This window comes from Companilactobacillus sp. RD055328, assembly GCF_022835675.1.
In the GTDB taxonomy this organism is placed as follows: domain Bacteria; phylum Bacillota; class Bacilli; order Lactobacillales; family Lactobacillaceae; genus BQUT01.
Window position 1 is genome coordinate 257,359 of the sequence record NZ_BQUT01000005.1, and the last position, 18,435, is coordinate 275,793.

19 protein-coding genes are annotated in these 18,435 nt (G+C 32.1%); all 19 read right to left on the bottom strand.

Features of this window, described 5'->3' with window-relative positions; translation table 11 throughout:
- Window positions 1-4: 4 nt before the first annotated feature.
- Entirely contained in the window at window positions 5-1,405 is a 1,401-nt protein-coding gene (gene hslU / locus RD055328_RS03405; RefSeq protein ID WP_244087403.1) for an ATP-dependent protease ATPase subunit HslU, read from the bottom strand.
- A 10-nt stretch (window positions 1,406-1,415) separates the two neighbouring features.
- Window positions 1,416-1,940: an HslVU peptidase proteolytic subunit gene (gene hslV / locus RD055328_RS03410; RefSeq protein WP_244087404.1), complete on the bottom strand. Its 525-nt coding sequence runs from the start codon at window positions 1,938-1,940 to the stop codon at window positions 1,416-1,418.
- Between the two features lie 17 nt (window positions 1,941-1,957).
- Window positions 1,958-2,854: a tyrosine recombinase XerC gene (xerC, locus tag RD055328_RS03415; RefSeq protein WP_244087405.1), complete on the bottom strand. Its 897-nt coding sequence runs from the start codon at window positions 2,852-2,854 to the stop codon at window positions 1,958-1,960.
- Between the two features lie 66 nt (window positions 2,855-2,920).
- The gene (topA, locus tag RD055328_RS03420) at window positions 2,921-4,993 is read right to left on the bottom strand and encodes a type I DNA topoisomerase (protein ID WP_244087406.1); all 2,073 of its coding nucleotides are present in this window, start codon (window positions 4,991-4,993) and stop codon (window positions 2,921-2,923) included.
- 104 nt (window positions 4,994-5,097) lie between these two features.
- Window positions 5,098-5,877: a DNA-processing protein DprA gene (gene dprA / locus RD055328_RS03425; protein WP_244087407.1), complete on the bottom strand. Its 780-nt coding sequence runs from the start codon at window positions 5,875-5,877 to the stop codon at window positions 5,098-5,100.
- Between the two features lie 37 nt (window positions 5,878-5,914).
- Window positions 5,915-6,667 (bottom strand): ribonuclease HII, encoded by a 753-nt coding sequence (locus RD055328_RS03430; RefSeq protein ID WP_375708062.1) that lies wholly within the window; start codon window positions 6,665-6,667, stop codon window positions 5,915-5,917.
- Window positions 6,654-7,511 (bottom strand): ribosome biogenesis GTPase YlqF, encoded by an 858-nt coding sequence (ylqF, locus tag RD055328_RS03435; protein ID WP_244087408.1) that lies wholly within the window; start codon window positions 7,509-7,511, stop codon window positions 6,654-6,656. The genes RD055328_RS03430 and ylqF overlap by 14 nt, the downstream gene beginning before the upstream one ends.
- 11 nt (window positions 7,512-7,522) lie before the next feature.
- Entirely contained in the window at window positions 7,523-8,935 is a 1,413-nt protein-coding gene (locus RD055328_RS03440; RefSeq protein WP_244087409.1) for a S41 family peptidase, read from the bottom strand.
- Between the two features lie 10 nt (window positions 8,936-8,945).
- Window positions 8,946-9,170 carry a YozE family protein gene (locus RD055328_RS03445; protein ID WP_244087410.1) on the bottom strand — a complete coding sequence of 75 codons (225 nt, stop codon included), beginning with the start codon at window positions 9,168-9,170 and terminating at the stop codon, window positions 8,946-8,948.
- A complete protein-coding gene (locus tag RD055328_RS03450) occupies window positions 9,170-9,781 on the bottom strand; it encodes a YpmS family protein (protein ID WP_244087411.1) in 612 nt (203 codons plus the stop codon). The genes RD055328_RS03445 and RD055328_RS03450 overlap by 1 nt, the downstream gene beginning before the upstream one ends.
- Window positions 9,778-10,590, bottom strand: a complete 813-nt coding sequence (locus RD055328_RS03455) for an SGNH/GDSL hydrolase family protein (RefSeq protein ID WP_244087412.1) — start codon at window positions 10,588-10,590, stop codon at window positions 9,778-9,780. The genes RD055328_RS03450 and RD055328_RS03455 overlap by 4 nt, the downstream gene beginning before the upstream one ends.
- Window positions 10,591-10,639: 49 nt before the next feature.
- Window positions 10,640-11,494, bottom strand: a complete 855-nt coding sequence (locus RD055328_RS03460; RefSeq protein WP_244087413.1) for a DegV family protein — start codon at window positions 11,492-11,494, stop codon at window positions 10,640-10,642.
- A gap of 84 nt (window positions 11,495-11,578) precedes the next feature.
- Window positions 11,579-12,058, bottom strand: coding sequence for a dihydrofolate reductase (locus tag RD055328_RS03465; RefSeq protein ID WP_244087414.1), 480 nt, complete (start codon window positions 12,056-12,058; stop codon window positions 11,579-11,581).
- A gap of 11 nt (window positions 12,059-12,069) precedes the next feature.
- Window positions 12,070-13,020, bottom strand: coding sequence for a thymidylate synthase (locus RD055328_RS03470; RefSeq protein WP_279593913.1), 951 nt, complete (start codon window positions 13,018-13,020; stop codon window positions 12,070-12,072).
- Window positions 13,020-14,909: an ABC-F family ATP-binding cassette domain-containing protein gene (locus RD055328_RS03475; protein ID WP_244087415.1), complete on the bottom strand. Its 1,890-nt coding sequence runs from the start codon at window positions 14,907-14,909 to the stop codon at window positions 13,020-13,022. Before RD055328_RS03475 ends, RD055328_RS03470 begins: the two co-directional genes overlap by 1 nt.
- Window positions 14,910-15,008: 99 nt before the next feature.
- Complete coding sequence (locus tag RD055328_RS03480) at window positions 15,009-15,476, bottom strand: hypothetical protein (protein ID WP_244087416.1); 468 nt, start codon at window positions 15,474-15,476, stop codon at window positions 15,009-15,011.
- A 48-nt stretch (window positions 15,477-15,524) separates the two neighbouring features.
- The gene (locus RD055328_RS03485; RefSeq protein ID WP_244087417.1) at window positions 15,525-16,721 is read right to left on the bottom strand and encodes a CCA tRNA nucleotidyltransferase; all 1,197 of its coding nucleotides are present in this window, start codon (window positions 16,719-16,721) and stop codon (window positions 15,525-15,527) included.
- 9 nt (window positions 16,722-16,730) lie between these two features.
- A complete protein-coding gene (locus tag RD055328_RS03490; protein ID WP_244087418.1) occupies window positions 16,731-17,981 on the bottom strand; it encodes a lipopolysaccharide assembly protein LapB in 1,251 nt (416 codons plus the stop codon).
- A 99-nt stretch (window positions 17,982-18,080) separates the two neighbouring features.
- On the bottom strand, window positions 18,081-18,356 hold the full coding sequence (locus RD055328_RS03495) for an HU family DNA-binding protein (RefSeq protein WP_244087419.1): 276 nt from the start codon (window positions 18,354-18,356) through the stop codon (window positions 18,081-18,083).
- Window positions 18,357-18,435 lie beyond the last annotated feature (79 nt).

Here is an 18,435-nt window from a genome sequence, read left to right on the forward strand (position 1 = left end):
TCTCCTATAGAATATATTTTGAAAGATCTTTATCTGCAACAATATTACCAACTTGATCATCTACATACTTCTGAGTAATAGTAATATCACCCATATTCATATCAGGAGATTCATAAAGGATATCCTCTAATAATTTCTCTAATACAGTATGTAATCGACGAGCACCAATATTTTCATTTTCACGGTTCAACTCAAAAGCAACCTTAGCAATTTCTTCAATTGCTTCTTTTGTAAATGTTAATTTAATTCCGTCAGTCTGAATTAATGCCATATATTGCTTAACTAAAGCATTGTTAGGAACTGTAAGTATATTTACAAAGTCTGCTTCACTTAATTCTTCAAGTTCTACACGAATTGGGAAACGTCCCTGTAACTCAGCAATTAAATCACTAGGCTTGCTTTCAGCAAAAGCTCCAGAAGCGATGAATAAGATATGGTCTGTATTTACAGCTCCATATTTAGTATTAACTTGGGAACCTTCGACGATTGGCAAAATATCACGTTGGACACCCTCTCTAGAAACTTCACCACTGTTCTTCTTATTACCGGCAGCAATTTTATCGAACTCGTCAATAAAAATAATACCATTGTTTTCAACTAAGTTAATTGCGTTTTGATAAATCTTATCGTGATTAACAATCTTGTTTGATTCTTCTTCAATTATTAATTCACGTGCTTCTTTTACAGGAAGAGTTCTAGAAATCTTTTTCTTGGGCATGATGCTGTTCATCATTCCACTCATATCAATGCCCATTGTTCCCATCGTATCATTCATGGGATTAACTTTATTTGATTCTTCAAGTTGAACAGTTACTTCTTTTTCGTCTAGTAATCCTTTATCCAACTGCTCTTTAATTGTTAATCTTTTGTTTCTGATTTCATCAGTAACTTCTTCTTGTTCTTCTTCTGTTTGAGTTTGTCCGCTTGATAAATTATTTAACATACTCATCATGCTTGCCATATCATTTTGACGCGTTTGTTTCTTAATTCCTGGCACCAAAATTTTAACTAGCTTCTTATCCGCCTCACGAGTTGCTTCACCACGTACAAGCTTAAACTCTTCTTTTTCTGCCATTTTAACAGCAACGTCCATTAGATCACGAATCATTGATTCAACATCACGACCAACATATCCCACTTCAGTAAACTTAGTAGCTTCGATCTTAATAAAAGGCGCCTTAACAATTTTTGCCAATCGACGAGCTATTTCAGTTTTACCAACACCTGTTGGTCCAATCATCATTAAGTTTTTAGGGGTAATATCTTGTTGTTGCTTGATAGGCAACTGAGTACGGCGAAATCTATTATAAAGAGCTATCGCTACAGATTTTTTTGCGGCATTTTGTCCGATTATATAATTATCAAGTTCAGAAACTATTTGTTTAGGAGTTTTTTGTTCGTTCATTTATTCCACCTTAAAATTTGTCTGTAATAATATTTTGATTAGTATAAACATCAATGCTAGAAGCAATATTAATTGATTCTTTGGCTATCTCTTCAGCTGTCATATCTTTAGCACGTCTAATCATTGCGGTAGCTGCAGCTTGAGCAAAGTTTCCACCAGATCCGATTGCAATAACATCTTCATCTGGTTCAATTACTTCACCATTACCAGAAATTAGTAAGATAGTTTCTTTGTCCATTGCAATTAATAAAGCTTCAAGTTTTTGAAGTGTTGGATCTTTACGCCAATCTTGAGCAAGCTCTACAGCCGCTCTTTTTAAATTACCTGAATAAGTTTTTAGCTTCTCTTCTAGCCATTCCTGTAGAGTAAATGCGTCAGCAACGCCACCAGCAAATCCAATAATCACTTGATCATCATAAATTCGTCTAACTTTTTGAGCTGAACCTTTCATGATGAATTTTTCACTCATTGTTACTTGTCCATCTCCAGCAATAGCTGTTTTTCCGTTATTTTTCACGGCACAAATTGTTGTCATTTATATATCTCCTAAGTTTATGATCTGGGAAAAAAGTTTCGATAATCTTTTTGTAAATGTTCCATAGTTACATGCGTATAAATCTGAGTTGTTGATAGACTACTATGTCCAAGCAACTCTTGAACAGTTCGCATATCCGCTCCGTTATCTAGCATGTGAGTCGCAAAAGTATGTCTTAACATATGAGGATGAATATCTGCCGTTAAACTAGTTTTTTTAATTAGTTGATCTAGCACATATTCAATTCCTCGAGAAGTAATTTTTACTCCATTTTTGTTAATTAATAGATAATCACTCTTTTCGTTATTTTTTTCAACTAATTGCATTCGTCCTTCTGACAAATATTTCTTAAGTGATTTTTTAGCGTATTCTCCAAAAGGAACATATCTATCCTTATTACCTTTCCCATGCACTAGAATAACGTTCATTCCCATGTCAATTTGTGACAGAGTCAAATCTGCCAACTCACTAACACGCATTCCGGTTCCATATAGCAGTTCTAAAATCACTGAATTTCTCTGCATTAATGGCGTATCACCTTGAACGGCTTTAAAAAGAATATCTATCTCTTTTTGATAAAAAAATCTTGGTAATTTACGACTTTTACGTTTTAATTGCACAAGGTCAAACGGATCATTTGTTATCAATTGATTGCGTTGCAAATGTTTATAAAATGATCGTAATGAGGAGATTCGACGCTGAACTGTATCAATTGAATACTCTTTATTATCCATATATTCTAAGTAACTATCAATATCAATTGAACCAACATTCTCAAATCCTTTGAAATCACCTTGATCTTTCAAAAATCTTACAAAAATATTTATATCATCACGATATGCTTTAATTGTTTCTTCGGAGTAGTTTCTATCTATAGTCAAATAAGTTATAAAATCTTCTATCATTTTTTCCATAAAATAAAAAACACCTCCAATTACTTGATAGATTAACACAAGTAACTGAAGGTGACACATATTTTATTATTTTTGAATACTTTCTTCATAATCGCCATTTGGACATACCACTTGGCGACCACCTTTAACTTTCTTTTCAACTAGATAATGACCATCTTTTGGACAATCACGACCTACCGGTTTGTTCCAATCCACAAAATCACATTCAGGATATCTAGAACAACCGTAGAAAATTCGGTTACGTTTTGATTTTCTTTCGATAACTTGACCTTCGCCACACTTAGGACAAACCACACCAATTTCTTTAGTGATTGTCATTGTATTACGACAGTCCGGGAAACGTGAGCAAGCATAGAACTTACCAAAACGTCCCATCTTGATAACCATTGGAGCTCCACAAATTTCACAATCTATGCCAGCTGGTTCATCTTTAATTTGTACTTTTTCAATTTCTTTTTCAGCTACACTAAGTTCTTTAGCAAATGGTTTGTAATACTCATCTACAACTTTAACCCAATTTTCATCACCTACTTCGATTTCATCGAGTTGTGTTTCGAGTTTAGCAGTAAATTCCATATTAACAATATCAGGGAAATATTCTTCAATCAAATCATCAACAATTTCACCTAATTCTGTTGGTTCAAAACTTTTACCATTTAATTTAACGTAGTAACGTCTTTGAATTGTATCGATTGTTGGTGCATAAGTAGATGGTCGGCCAACACCATTTTCTTCTAAGGCTTTAACTAATGAAGCTTCAGAATATCTTGCAGGTGGTTGAGTAAAATGTTGTTCAGGATTAGTACTGTTCAATTTAGCAGCATCACCTGTTGCTAAGTCAGGAAGCTTCTTATCCTTATCATCATTATCTGTCTTATAAGCTTTTTGCCAACCAGCAAACTTAAGTTGAGAACCATTAGCTCTGAATTGAACACCATTTTGTTCAATAGTTGCAGTAACTGTATCCATAACCGCCGGTGTCATTTGACTAGCAGTAAATCGTGACCAGATTAAGTTATATAATCTGAATTGATCACGACTAAGATATTCTTTTACTGATTCAGGAGTTCTGAACACTGAAGAAGGACGAATTGCTTCATGAGCATCTTGTGCTCCTTCTTGGTTCTTCAATTTTTTACTCTTGTGTGAAGAATATTCTGGACCATATTCATCAACAATAAAGTTAGCAGCATCACCTTTAGCTACAGCTGAGATACGTTTAGAATCAGTACGCATATACGTAATTAACCCAACTGTACCTTCTCCCTTACCTAGCTTAATACCTTCATACAAGTTCTGAGCTAACATCATTGTTTTACGAGTTTTGAAGTTTAATTTTCTATTAGCTTCTTGTTGTAATGAACTAGTAGTAAATGGATCTGGAGCTGAGCGGCGACGTTCTTTCTTTTGAACATCGGAAATTTCAAAATCTTTTTTCTTATCTATTTTTTTAAGAACAGCTTGAACTTGATCATTATTGTTTAATGGAATCTTTTTACCGTTCTCACCATATAACTTGGCATCAAACTTAGATTTTCCGTGTGTGAATTGAGCATCGATTGTCCAATACTCTTCAGGAACGAATGCCTTAATTTCTTTTTCTCGATCAATTACTAATTTCAAAGCAACCGATTGAACACGACCAGCACTTAGGCCTTTTTTAACTTTTGACCAAAGAATAGGACTAATTGAATATCCTACTAAACGGTCTAACACTCTACGTGCTTGTTGAGCATCAACTAAATCCATGTTGATATCACGCGGTGTTTTAAAAGCATCCTTAACGGTATCTTTAGTTATTTCATTAAAGACAACTCGGTTTTTACCTTCTGGATCAAGATCTAATAAATGAGAAATATGCCAAGCAATAGCTTCTCCTTCACGATCCGGATCGGCTGCCAAATAAACTTTGTCTGCTTTTTTTGCTTCTTTTTTTAGGTCTTTGATGACTGGCCCTTTACCACGAATAGAAATATATTTAGGTTCATAGTTGTTATCAACGTCAACTCCCATTTGGCTCTTAGGGAGATCACGTACATGACCAATACTTGCGATAACGTGATAATTACGTCCAAGATATTTTTCAATTGTTTTAGCTTTCGCTGGGGACTCGACAATTACAAGATTTTTTGTTGGCACAAGCAATCCTCTTTCATATTTATGTTTTCAAACTTTAGCCATAATAGAATAGTAATTAATCTTTTGTCAAATCATAAATTGAAAAATATTAAGAATTAATACACTTATAATAGTAGAACTTGTGCTCCATCACGGATTAATTCATTTGTTCCTTGTGATAATAAATATTCATTAGAACCAGGCAGAGCATAGACTTCACGATTATTTTCAAGCGCTAAACTAGCCGTAATTAATGAACCACTTTTTTTCTTTGCTTCGGTGATAATTAAAATATTTGATAATCCCGCAATAATCCGATTTCGTTCCACAAAATTATAAGGTTTAGTAACATGCTTTGTTGGATATTCGCTAATTATTAACCCCATTTGTTCAATTCTTTGTTTCAATTTTCTGTTTTTAGTCGGATAGCAACCATCGATTCCTGTTCCCATTACTGCTATCGTTTTTAAATTATTGTTGAGCGCACCTAAGTGAGCCATCGTATCAACACCTTTAGCCATACCACTAATAATAACTTTATCATTTGATAAGCGTCGACATATTTTTTCGATAGCTTTTTGGCTATATTCAGTTCCTAATCGTGCGCCAACTATTCCAATTGATGTTTTATTTAATAAGCTTAACTCTCCACGATAATAAAGAATCGCCGGTGGATTATATACTTCGCGCAATTTATCAGGATAGTCTTCATCAAGAAATGTTATCATCTGTAAATTTAATTCTTCAAAATTTTGATAATTATCATGTCGAATTATTTTAGACGCTTTATTTGGAAATTGATGTATCAAATTATTGATTGTTAAATCTTTCATCTTTAATAAAACTAATAATTCTTTATTACTCAATACTTCTGTCGCTGCAATTTTTGCAAATAAATTATTCATAAAAAAACACCTCCACGACCAAATTACGCGAGATGTTTTAAATTATATTTTTTACTGGTGAAAAAGATTTTCGATGAATAGGTGTAATCCCTTGATTCTCTAAGCCTTCAAGGTGGATTTTAGTGCCATATCCGGCATTCTGTCCAAAACCGTAACCAGGATACATAATATCGTACATCTTCATAATATCATCACGAATTTCCTTAGCAACAATACTTGCGGCAGCAATACTAACACTATTAGCATCACCTTTAATAATCTTTTCTTGTTTAATATCAACTGGAATTGTCATAGCATCAACTAATAAAAAATCCGGACGCATATTTAGACCATCAACAGCTTGTCTCATTACCAATTCGGTAGCATGATAAATATTTTCTGTATCAATTAACTCTGAACTTCCAATTCCAATAGAAATATCTAACGCTTGTTGGCAAATATTTTGGTAATAAATACGACGTCTTTTATCTGATAATTGTTTAGAATCATTCACTTCTTTTAAAGTGTTGTTGGCAGGCAAAACAACTGCAGCAGTGACAACTGGACCCGCTAGCGGACCCCTTCCAACTTCATCAACACCAGCTACAATTTTTCCCTGCTTCCACAAAGGAATTTCATATTTTTGGCGTTCTAGAAATTCTCGCTCAAGTTGGGCCGTTCTTTCTATTTCTTTATAGTATTTTTTTAATGCTAATTGAGCGCCTTTTCTTTGATCATTAGCAATTAATTCTAGTTGTTCCGGGCTTGGATTATTGCACAAAACTTCTTTAATTTCTTTAATCGATTGCATTCTCAGCCTCATCAATTTGATCTAGGGTATAAGCTCCAAGAGTTCCCTTTCGAACATCCATCATAATTTTTTCAGACATGCGATCAAAATCATCTCGCATTCCCATTTTTTTAGTCATTAACAATAAAAGTTCAGGGTTTTCTAATTCTAAGTCTTCTTCCGTAACTTTATAGGCCTTAATAAGTTTTTCTGGATAGTATTTCTTGAAATAGTCTATAGCAAATAAAGCTACATCATCTGCATGAAAAACACTATCTTTGATAGCTCCTGTTAACGCTAATTTTAAACCTACTTTTTCATCTTCGATTTTAGGCCAAAGAATTCCAGGTGTATCAATAATATCTACATCATACTTGGTCTTAATCCAGTTTTGATTCTTTGTGACTCCAGGTTTATTTCCTGTTACAGCAATATTTTTTCCGGCAAATCGATTCAATATTGTAGATTTACCGACATTTGGAATTCCAATGCACATAGCTTTGATTTTATAATTTTTAACGCCAGCATTTTGATACTTCTCAACTTTTTGTGCCACTTCTTTTTTAATACTGTTAATTAAATTGTTCATATTATTAGCATGTTTTGAATCAACTATATAAGCACTAATTCCATGCTCTTCAAAATAATCACGCCAGACAGTCGAAGCCTTGGGATCTGCTAAATCTGACTTATTAAGTATGATAACTCGTTTTTTATTGTTAGTAATTGAATCTAGCATAGGATTTCTCGAGGACAAAGGTAAACGAGCATCAACTATTTCAATAACAACATCTACCAACTTCAATCTATCTTGAACTTGATTTTTTGCCTTGTTCATATGTCCAGGGTACCAATGAAATGCCATTATTTGACCTCCTAACGGGTTTTCACAGCTGTTTGATATACATTATCATGATCTTGTAAATAAGATGCTACAGAGACTAAAATTGACTCTTTAGTGTTCTTATCCAACTTACTTGTTTGTTCTAGCCCTTTTTCTTTTTGATATTTATTAATCGCTTGGACTGTTTGTTCATTAAACTCACCAGAAGCATCAACTTGATATCCAAGTGCCGATAAGGTTTTTTGAGCAAATTTCACATCATCATTTTTATCGCCAGCTTGATAAGTTTTATTATCAGTAAATCCAATTTCATCAAGCAAAGGATCTGATTTTACAGCAATCGTTGGCTTAATTCCCTTATGATGAATCCAATTATTATTAGGAGTTAACCATTTTGCCGTTGTTAATTTGAATTCTGATGTTGTATCAACGGGGACGATTGTTTGTACAATCCCTTTACCATAGGTTGTTTCTCCAATGATAGGCGTTTTTATATTCTCATTTAAAGCAGCCGTGAATACTTCAGCGGCACTAGCCGAGTTCTTATCAACTAATAATGAAACAGGTTTTTTAAATTTATAACCATTATTATCAGACTTTTTAACTTTATAAGTTATTTTCTCTTTAGATCTATCCGTTGTTGAGACCACGGTACTTCCATTTTTCAAAAATAATCCCGCAGCACTAACTGCTTGATCTAACTGTCCACCAGGATTACCTCGAAGATCAATAATTACACGCTCAACTTGTCTTTTATCTAATTTCTTTAATGCATTTTTCAAATCTTTAGCGGTATTATCAGTGAATTCTTTAATCAGAACATATCCGACTTTTTTGTTATCTTTATCAACTTTCCACTCAATAGAAGAAATTGTTAATTTTTTTCGAACGATTTTTTTAGTAAATGTTTTATTGCCACGATTAATAGTTAATTTAACACTAGTACCACTTTTACCTTGAATATTCTTTGAAGTCTCTTCAAGAGTCATTTTTGAAGTATTCTTATTATCAATCTTGACGATCACATCATCTGCTTTTAAGCCAGCATGATCGGCCGGCGAATCACTAACAACAGAAACAACCTTTACTTCATTAGACTTAGTAGAAACCACGACTCCAATACCTGATACGTCACCAGAAATATTATTATTAAATGATTCCATATTTTCAGCCGAAATATACTCAGTATATGGATCATTAAGTGAACTTACCATTCCGCTAATAGCACTATTAATTAATTTTTCAGAATCAGTCTTCTTATAATATGACTTATTTAAATCATTATAAACCGTCGTAAATCGTTGTAAGTCAGCTTGTTCTGTTTGATTATAAGTATTTGCATAATTAAAATAAGCTATTACTGCTGTAATAGTTATAATTATTCCTAAAAATAATGATCCTATAATTGATAACAATAAAGTTAAGAGATTAAACCGTTTTTTCATTATATTAATCCTATCTAGTATTTCTTTCTAAGTACATCCGGTATGCATCGTCAAAAACATCCATATTGGGTAAATATGAACCGCTCAATTCTAAATATTCTGAAATTTCAGAATATTTCTCTGCTTGCTTAGGAAAAGTCAGATCATAAAAAGCCGAATTGGCAAATTGGGCTATTTCATCTTTTCCGTTGGGATCTCTTAGCGTCATTAGATACTCATAAAAACTTCTAATCATTATTTATTCCCTTTTTTAAAGACTTCAAATTTTATATCATTATTCTTTAAGTCAATTTTTTTGGCTTCAACAGAGTAACCTGTCTCCGTTCTATATTGTGTCAATTTTAAATCAACAATTTCTTTTTTACTATTCATTTGTACCCATTTTGGTAAATGATACGTATTACCAATATAGTTAATAACAAAACTTAACGGAACTGGTAATGTCCCCAATTTTAATGACTTGGCCTTTAACTGAACATCTCCATTAGTTTTGATATAAGGGTCTAATACTAATTTAAAGTCAATATTTGAGCCTAAAAACTTCAAGCTTCCCAAAATATTGGCATGTTTTTCATCTACTTTGAATTTATATTTAATATCATCACTCGTTAAAAATTCATCAATATACTGTCCAGCAACTGTATTCACTTGTTTTCTAGTCAATGAAACAGTAAAAATACTGTCTTCTGGATTTATTATATTTTTTTCTGAATTAGTTTCTGAAATCGGAGTAAATATTTTAAAGCTTAATGCTGATATTAAAATAATAAGAATAGTAATAAAACTAAAAAAACTTATTTTCCACCAGTTTCTACTTGTATTTTTTTTCTTATCTTGCCTTTTCATTCTGTTTCTAACCAACTATCTTCAGATTTAATCATAACTTTATACAATTCATCCGTGATTAACTTATACCCTTTGTCGTTAGGATGAAAGTGATCTTCTGTAAATAAATATGGATTCTCAACATCTCCATTTTTATCTTTTGTTTTTTTCTTGGGATCTGATAGTAATTTATCAATATTTACAAAATGTACATTGTAATTTTCGGATGCTGTCTGTTTAGAATACTCATTCCAATTTTTTACTGCTGTTGTCATATATTTAATATCTTTTAAGTATACGCCAAACGGATTATAAATACTTATCAAATAAATCGGAGCGTGATTATTATTTTTACGAATATCTGTAATTAAAGTATTTAAATTATTTTCAAACTTCACTGTCCCACTTGTGACATCTTGTTTTTTTAATTTCAAACCTTTTTTAGAAAGGATATGCATCAAATCATTCCCACCAACAGTTACAGTTATTATGTCGGCATTTTTTAGATCTGATTGAATCTTGGATTTATTTTCAATTCGCTTAATAATCTGTGTGCTTGTTTCACCACTAATTCCGTAATTCTCTGATGAAACATTAACATTCTTATGTTCTTCTAATTTCTTACTTACTAAAGTAACATAACCACCTTTTTTAGTAGAATCTCCTACACCATAAGTTAAAGAATCACCGATAGCTACTAATTTAAGTTTTTGAGGCTTTGACTTTTTTTCAATTGGTGTAGATTGTTGATTTACATAATCATTAACAATAAATCCAATTCCGACTACCATTAATAAACCAATGATTCCTAATGCTATTTTTTTCTTCATTTAATATTCACCATATAAAAAAAGTAGATGTACACCATCTACTTTTTATTTATTTTTCATAAAAGATTAAAGCAAATGCGCCTACTCCTGTATGTGTTGAAATTACAGGGCTTGTTGTTCTAATAGGTACATTTAATTCTGGGGCAACTTCTTTAATACGATCTACAATTTGTTTACAGTAGTCTTTATTATCACAGTCGGATAAGCCAATCATTTCAATATTATCTTTGTGTTCTGAAATATATTCAAAAACACCCTCAAGATAACGATCAATTATTTTTTTACCGCGGCCACGTTTTGCGATTTCTAGTTTCCCATCATTTAAGTTTAAAACAACACTAATATTCAAAAGAGTGGAAATAGTTCCGGCTAATCGTCCTAGGCGTCCACCTTTTAAAATATTTTCAATTGTTGTTACACCCATATGTAGTTGAGTTTTTTCACGAATTTCAGTTAGTATAGGCAAAATTTCAGCGATAGCCTTACCTTCTGCAGCAAGTTGCGCCGCTTTTAGCACTTGGAAAGTTTGTCCCCAGTCAGTATATTCTGAATCTACAACTGTAATATTATCTTTATTAACAATCTCAGCAGCTTGTCGAGCAGCATTAATCGTACCACTCAAACTCTCAGTCATATGAATTGAAAGTATTTGTGCATCTTTATCGTCAGCAAATATCTTTTCATAAATTTCAGTATAACTTCCTAACGGTGGTTGCGATGTTGTTGGCAATTGTTTTGATGAATTCATTTTAGAAATAAATTCATCGCGTGTAATATTTACTCCATCAACATATTGTTCACCATCAATAACAATATCCAAAGGGACAATATAAATATTATTATTTTTTATTTCTTCTTCACTTAATTGAGCTGAGGAATCAGTTACAACATATACTTTAGCCATTGAATAAGGCCCAACTTTCTTTTTTAATACTTCTGACGATTTAAATTATAACAAAGTCGAAATGATTTTCATATCAACTAATTATTACTTTCTTTCATATTCTTCAAAGCTGTGTGCCCAAAGGTTTTGTTCATCAACTTTACCCTCAATACGAGACACTAATTCAAATTTTTGCCATGGCAAATCAACCATAAAAGTATCACCAGTAAACTCATGATCAATTTTAGTGACAAATAATTTATCCACTATATCAGAATAAAGTTTAAATATTTGTGCTCCACCAATAACACAATAATTTTTATTAGGATCCATATTTAACTCATTAATATCTTGAATTACTGTAACTCCTGGATAAGAGAAGTCGTTATTACGAGTAATAACAATATTTTCTCTTCCAGGTAGTGGACCATTTGGAAAGCTCTCAAATGTTTTACGTCCCATAATAATCGGATGTCCACTAGTCACCTTCTTAAAGAATTTCATGTCGTTTGGCAATTTCCAAGGAAGTTTTCCATTTTTACCAATTACATGATTTTTATCTTCTGCCCAAACAAAACTTATCATCTTATATTCTCCTATACAGCAACTGGAGCTTTAATAGCTCCATCCGGATTATAATCAACAACTTTTATATCATCAAAATCCAAATCAAAGATACTTTTATCGCTTGTAATTTCAAGCTTAGGTCCTGCTTTAGGGGTTCTTGTTAGTTGCTCATTTACTTGGTCAAAATGATTACTGTAGATATGAGCATCTCCTAAAGTATGCACAAATTCGCCAACTTCAAGGCCGCATTCTCTAGCTATTAAATGTGTTAATAATGAATAACTTGCTATATTAAATGGAACTCCTAAAAAGACGTCTCCACTTCTTTGATAAAGCTGACAAGACAATTTACCATCATTTACATAGAATTGAAACATTGTATGACATGGTGGCAATGCCATATCCGGAATATCCTCGGGATTCCAGGCACTTACTAATAACCTTCTTGAATCAGGAGTCTTCTTAATCTGTTCAATAACATTTTTAATTTGATCAATAAATCCGCCATCTCGCTTCAACCAGTGACGCCATTGACTCCCATAGACGTTTCCTAAATCACCCCATTTTTTAGAGAATTCTTCATCTTCTAAAATATTTTTGCAGAATAAGTTTTTTTGCTCTTTATATTGAACTGCAAACTCTTGATCGTTTAAGCTTCTATGACCAAAATCAGTCATATCAGGTCCTGTATATTCATCACTCTCAATATACTTTTTAAACGCCCATTCATCCCAAATATGGTTATTATGTTCTAATAAATACTTAATATTGGTATCTCCATGTAAGAACCAAAGTAATTCACTCTTAATTAATCCAAAAGGAATTTTTTTAGTTGTTAGTAATGGAAATGATTCTTGTAAATCAAAATGCATTTGATAACCGAAGATACTCTTAGTCCCGGTATTCGTACGGTCAGTTTTTTCGTGTCCATTTTCCATAATGTCTTTTGCCATTACTAAGTACTTATCTTCATTCATCATTATTCTCCCAATTCACTAAGTTCTTCCCAACGATTCATTAATTCTTCTGACTTCTTATTACTCTCTTCAAGCTCAGCTTGATAAGACATTAAATCTTGGTAATCAGCATGTTCATCTAATAACAATTTATTTAGTTCATTGATTCTTTCATCAAGCTTCTCAATTTCAGGTTCTATTTTTTTCAACTCTATTTGCTCAGCGTATGTAATCTTACGTTTATTATTTTCTGGTTTTTCATGCTTGACTGGTTCTGATTTTGTTACCTTCTTATGTGATTCATTCTTTTTATTTGCTTCATTTTCTAGATAATTTGAATAAGTATCTAAAAGTTCAGTTATAACTCCATTACCTTCAAATATTAGTAATTTTTGCGTAATTTTATCAAGGAAATATCTATCATGAGAAACAGCAATAACAGTACCACTGAAGTTTAGAATGTAATCTTCTAATATAGTCAATGTTTGAATATCTAAATTATTAGTAGGCTCATCTAATAAAAGTACATTTGGCTGGCGAATTAGGATTGCAAGTAAAAACAAACGTCTCTTCTCACCACCAGATAACTCTCTAATAAAAGCCCCTTGTAATCGACTGTCAAATTGAAAAGTCTCTAATAAGTTCGAAGCAGTCATTCTACTACCGTCTTCAGCTTTTACGTTTTGACCAATTCCTTCCAGGTAAGTAATCACTCGTTTATCAGGATCCATATTCTCACTATATTGAGTATAAAAACCAATTCGAACAGTTTGTCCTACTTCAAGAATTCCAGAATCAAGCTGAATTCGTTCATCTAAAACATTCAAGAATGACGTTTTACCTGCCCCGTTTACACCAACAATTCCAATGTTTTCCTTACGATTTATTAGATAAGAAAAATCTTTCAGTATTGTCTTATTTTCAATAGTTAAATTAGCGTGTTCTAAATTAAATACATCTTTACCTAAACGAGTTTTAGCGATATTAATTTCCATATCACTTTGTGTTTGCGGTTGATCTTTTAATTCTGCTTTTAAATCACCAAATCTATTTTGTCGTGCATTTTGTTTGGTTCCACGTGCTTTTGGACCGCGTTTCATCCATTCGAGCTCTTGCTTAAATAACTTTTGTTTATGAGCCATAGTGGAAGCTTGTATTTCTTCATTCTTAGCTTTTTGACCTAGATATTTCTCATAATTACCAGAATATTCATTAAGACGTTCAAACTCAATTTCAAAAATTCTTGTAGCCACTTGATTCAAGAAATAACGATCATGTGTTACAAAAACAACTGCACCTTTTATGCGACTCAAATATGTTTCTAACCATTTAATCGCTTGATAATCCAAATGATTAGTTGGCTCATCTAAAATCAACAAGTCAGATTCGGTTATTAAAGCTTGAGCTAGTGCAACTCTTCGCTGCTGTCCTCCAGATAGATTGGCAACTTTCTTATCAAATTCATTAATACCTAGTTTGGTTAGGACGGTTTTTACTGTTGTATCTAAGTCCCAACCATCTTGATTATTCATACGTTCCTGTAAATCAAAGAACGACTTTTTATATTTGTCATTATTAGGATCTTGATTGAAGAGCTCTAATGCCTTCTCATAATTTTTGACCAATTCAAAAATATTATCATCACCATCAAGTACTGCTTCAAAAACAGATTTTTCAGGATCAAGTTCTGGTTGTTGGCGTAAATATGTAATTTTATAGTCTTTAGGCGTATTAATCTCACCACTAGTTAATTCATTTGGATCAACCAAAGAATTTAATAGTGAACTCTTACCTGAACCATTCAGCCCTACTAAGCCAATTTTATCGCCTTCGTTAATAAGAAAATTAGCTTTTTTAAATAAGGTGCGATCACCAACATTTTTTGTTAAATCAGTCGCTGCAAAAGTTTTCAAAATTCATACTCCAATATGTATTTCAGATTTAATTATTTAATATTCATTATACAAGTATCTGAGTATTAAAAAAAGCCGACAATTGTCAGCTTATTAAATTTATAGGCGATCTTGATATTTATCAAAAACATTTGCTTTAGCATCAATTACAACATAAAGGTTTTCATTTTGTTTAGAAATTGCACTTGTTTGATAAATGTTATCTAAGCCTTCAGAATTTTTAGCCTTGAATGGGAAATAAATTTGTAAGTTTTCATCTGTGTTAACATCATCGAAAATCAAATCACATTTCTCAATATCTTGATAATTCATAACACGATCAAACATTCCTACAGAAGTTGTCATGCTGATTTTATCTGTTTCTTTTTGATAATTAGCTTCTTTTAGAATTTCAATCTTAAAACTCTTGCAAGGATGTATTTCTTGCATTTTACCACCATTAATACGTCCATAACTAGTAGTAACACGTGCCAACCAAATGTCGCTCATTTCTTTGTGATCAACTGTCCAAGTATCACCGTTTCTAAAATAAAACTTCAATTCTTTAAAAACACGTTTAGTATCCATAAAATATCTCCTTTTTTGAAAATGCTTACATGTTTATACTAGCACATTTTAAATGAGATTTTTACAATAAAGAATGATTTTATTTGAATTATTTTCTAATTGTCCAAATACGACTTTCTTTTCAATTTCGGTAAGTAGTTTTCCTAGTTGTGGGCCCGGTTTTAGATTCAATTCTTTTATAAGAGTTTTACCATCAATAGCTAATTCTTTTTTTGATTTGATAGGTAATTGATTATATATATTAATTACTTTTTGACGATCATAATCAATATGTCGCAATTCACAGATATTATCAATCTCATTCAAAAAAGTATCACCAACTTTATAAAAACTCCAGACGTCATAATTATCTTCTTCAATATTATCAATTAGTTTATTGATAGATTGAACATCAGCTTTTACTTTATTAGATTCTTTCCACAAAGTTAGAAATTTATTTAAATCATTTGTTTTTATTGCTTCGGTCAGAATAGCCCAAGCAGCTTCAACAGAAACTATTTGTATATCTTTGTACTCTAGAAGCTTGGTAAGTTCATAATGTTTATTGTTTAACTGAGGACAATATTTATATAAGTCAGTCGTTAGAAAATTCTTATAGCCAAGTTGCCAATTCTTAGCTAATAGCATTTTAACAAACTCTGTATTTATTCGTTCAACAGATATTTTCTCAAGAAGCTCCGCATTTAATTCGATAGCTTTTAGAGTTTCTTCTTCAATTACAAATCCTAATTGACTCTGAAATCTCACTGCTCGCATCATTCGCAAAGCATCTTCATGGAATCTATCTTGTGCTACTCCAACTGCTCTTATTGTTTTTGACTTTAAATCTTCTAATCCAGAGAATTCATCTATTACTTCACCGTCAGTTGCAACAGCTAAAGCATTAATAGTGAAGTCTCGACGTTGCAAGTCATCTTTTAATTTACGAACAAACGTTACTTTATCAGGCCTGCGAAAATCTTGATAACCACTTTCGGTTCTGAAGGTTGTTATTTCATAAGGAACATTATCATCCATAACTGTAACAGTTCCGTGTTCAATTCCAGTATCTATTGTTCGAGGAAATATTTTTTTTATTTCATCAGGATATGCACTTGTAGCAATGTCTACATCATGAATAGGTAGATTTAATAAATGATCACGAACACTTCCGCCCACAAAATAAGCCTCAAATCCTGCGGCTTCAATTGCTTTTAAAATATGGAGTGATTCTTTAAAAATATCCGGTAATTTGTCTAATTTCATTATTAATTCCTAGTTATCAAAAATTGAACGCATGTATTCGTCATCTGGGTTTAACTTCAAGTAACGATTCAATCCATCTTTTGCAGTCGTCATGTCACCGAAGTCACGCAAGATTAGCACTAAATCTCTTAAGAAGTCAGGATTATCCTGTAAATCATTATATGCTGACAAGATATTATTACGAGCCTCAGCAATTTCATCCAACTCTCTATTTGCCTTAGCCATATTCCAGAACAAATAAGGATCATCATTTATTGTTTCATCGCCACTATTAATAATCTCAATAGCTTTTTCATCTTGATTACTTTCAAGATAATAATCACTAATTAATTTCTTCAATTCATTAGGCTCTTCAACTTTATCAATACCATTAATAGCAAGTTTAACTGCCTCATCAGCCTTATTAATTTTTCTGGATGATTTTATTAGTATTCTATACAAATCTAAGTTGTATTCGTTAAATTTAAGTCCATTAACCGCTGTACGATATGATTCTTCATAGTTATTCTCATCATATAGCAAACTAGCTAATAAGTAATATGCAGGTGCATAATCATGATTAATATCAATTAATTCATTCAACGTTTCTTTCGCATCAGTTAAATTACCAACTTGATAGTATAAACTACCCTTTTTGTACAAAATATCTTCATTTATTAATAAGCGATTGATTTGCACATATGATTCAATTGCTTCTTCAAATTTACCAACACCAGCTAATGAATCACCAATTCTTTCATGAATCGATATTCCAGACATTTCTTCAATGTCGTTTTCTAATAAAACATCATATAAGTTGAGTGCTTTTTCAAAGTTCCCTTGTGTAAAGTACAATTCTGCAAGCGCAAATTTAATAACTTCTTCATCTGGATATAAACGAATTGCCTCTAATAATTTTTGTTCACTTACTTCATATAGTCCCATTGATTGATAAACATCAGCAGAGGTTAATAGTGCTTCAGCATATGCATACGATTCAGAAGTGATTTCTGATAAGTAATCAATGGCTGTATCATTATCTCCATCGGAAACTGCAATTTCTGCTAATCTTGTACGTAATTCATCAGCATCAGGATTCTTATCAAGTAAATTCTCAAAAATTTCTTTTGCTTGAACAGATTGTCCCATTTCTAGTAGGTTATCACCTAAATTGAATAAAGTATCATCATCATCAGATTCAATTGCCTGACTGATTAATTCAGCTGCTTTATCAACGTTTCCATTATAAAATTCATCTAACGCCTGTTGCGAATAGCTCATTTAACGACCTTCTTTAATAATAGTATTCTTTCATGGTTTATTATAACAAAAAAGAACAGGCAACTAGCGTCGCCTGTTCCTTATAATTAATTAAATTAATTATTTAACAGCATCTTTAAGAGCTTTACCTGGCTTGAATGCAGGTACTTTTGATGCAGGAATCTTAATTTCTGCACCTGTTTGAGGGTTACGTCCCTTACGTGCAGCACGTTGACGTACTTCAAAGTTACCAAAGCCAATTAATTGAACTTTTTCACCTTTAGCAAGTTTTTCTTGGATTGCACCGAATACTGCATCTACAGCAGCAGTAGCGTCTTTCTTAGTAATCCCTGTTTTTGTTGCAACACTATCAATAAGTTCTGCTTTGTTAGCCATAATATAAAACCTCCAGAATATATATATTGTAAAAACAATATGCTTTTTCGAGTAATGACAATGGCTTATCATTATCCAC

What these genes read in the sequence shown, in the direction of transcription:
- RD055328_RS03445 (WP_244087410.1), bottom strand. Translation starts at nt 9,170, where the DNA reads ATGATTAGAAGTTTTTATGAGTATCTAATGACGCTAAGAGATCCCAAC.
- xerC (WP_244087405.1), bottom strand. Translation starts at nt 2,854, where the DNA reads ATGGAAAAAATGATAGAAGATTTTATAACTTATTTGACTATAGATAGA.
- ylqF (WP_244087408.1), bottom strand. Translation starts at nt 7,511, where the DNA reads ATGGCATTTCATTGGTACCCTGGACATATGAACAAGGCAAAAAATCAA.
- RD055328_RS03495 (WP_244087419.1), bottom strand. Translation starts at nt 18,356, where the DNA reads ATGGCTAACAAAGCAGAACTTATTGATAGTGTTGCAACAAAAACAGGG.
- dprA (WP_244087407.1), bottom strand. Translation starts at nt 5,877, where the DNA reads ATGAATAATTTATTTGCAAAAATTGCAGCGACAGAAGTATTGAGTAAT.
- RD055328_RS03440 (WP_244087409.1), bottom strand. Translation starts at nt 8,935, where the DNA reads ATGAAAAAACGGTTTAATCTCTTAACTTTATTGTTATCAATTATAGGA.
- RD055328_RS03480 (WP_244087416.1), bottom strand. Translation starts at nt 15,476, where the DNA reads ATGGATACTAAACGTGTTTTTAAAGAATTGAAGTTTTATTTTAGAAAC.
- RD055328_RS03485 (WP_244087417.1), bottom strand. Translation starts at nt 16,721, where the DNA reads ATGAAATTAGACAAATTACCGGATATTTTTAAAGAATCACTCCATATT.
- hslU (WP_244087403.1), bottom strand. Translation starts at nt 1,405, where the DNA reads ATGAACGAACAAAAAACTCCTAAACAAATAGTTTCTGAACTTGATAAT.
- hslV (WP_244087404.1), bottom strand. Translation starts at nt 1,940, where the DNA reads ATGACAACAATTTGTGCCGTGAAAAATAACGGAAAAACAGCTATTGCT.
- RD055328_RS03470 (WP_279593913.1), bottom strand. Translation starts at nt 13,020, where the DNA reads ATGATGAATGAAGATAAGTACTTAGTAATGGCAAAAGACATTATGGAA.
- RD055328_RS03460 (WP_244087413.1), bottom strand. Translation starts at nt 11,494, where the DNA reads ATGGCTAAAGTATATGTTGTAACTGATTCCTCAGCTCAATTAAGTGAA.
- RD055328_RS03490 (WP_244087418.1), bottom strand. Translation starts at nt 17,981, where the DNA reads ATGAGCTATTCGCAACAGGCGTTAGATGAATTTTATAATGGAAACGTT.
- RD055328_RS03430 (WP_375708062.1), bottom strand. Translation starts at nt 6,667, where the DNA reads ATGCAATCGATTAAAGAAATTAAAGAAGTTTTGTGCAATAATCCAAGC.
- RD055328_RS03450 (WP_244087411.1), bottom strand. Translation starts at nt 9,781, where the DNA reads ATGAAAAGGCAAGATAAGAAAAAAAATACAAGTAGAAACTGGTGGAAA.
- RD055328_RS03465 (WP_244087414.1), bottom strand. Translation starts at nt 12,058, where the DNA reads ATGATAAGTTTTGTTTGGGCAGAAGATAAAAATCATGTAATTGGTAAA.
- RD055328_RS03455 (WP_244087412.1), bottom strand. Translation starts at nt 10,590, where the DNA reads ATGAAGAAAAAAATAGCATTAGGAATCATTGGTTTATTAATGGTAGTC.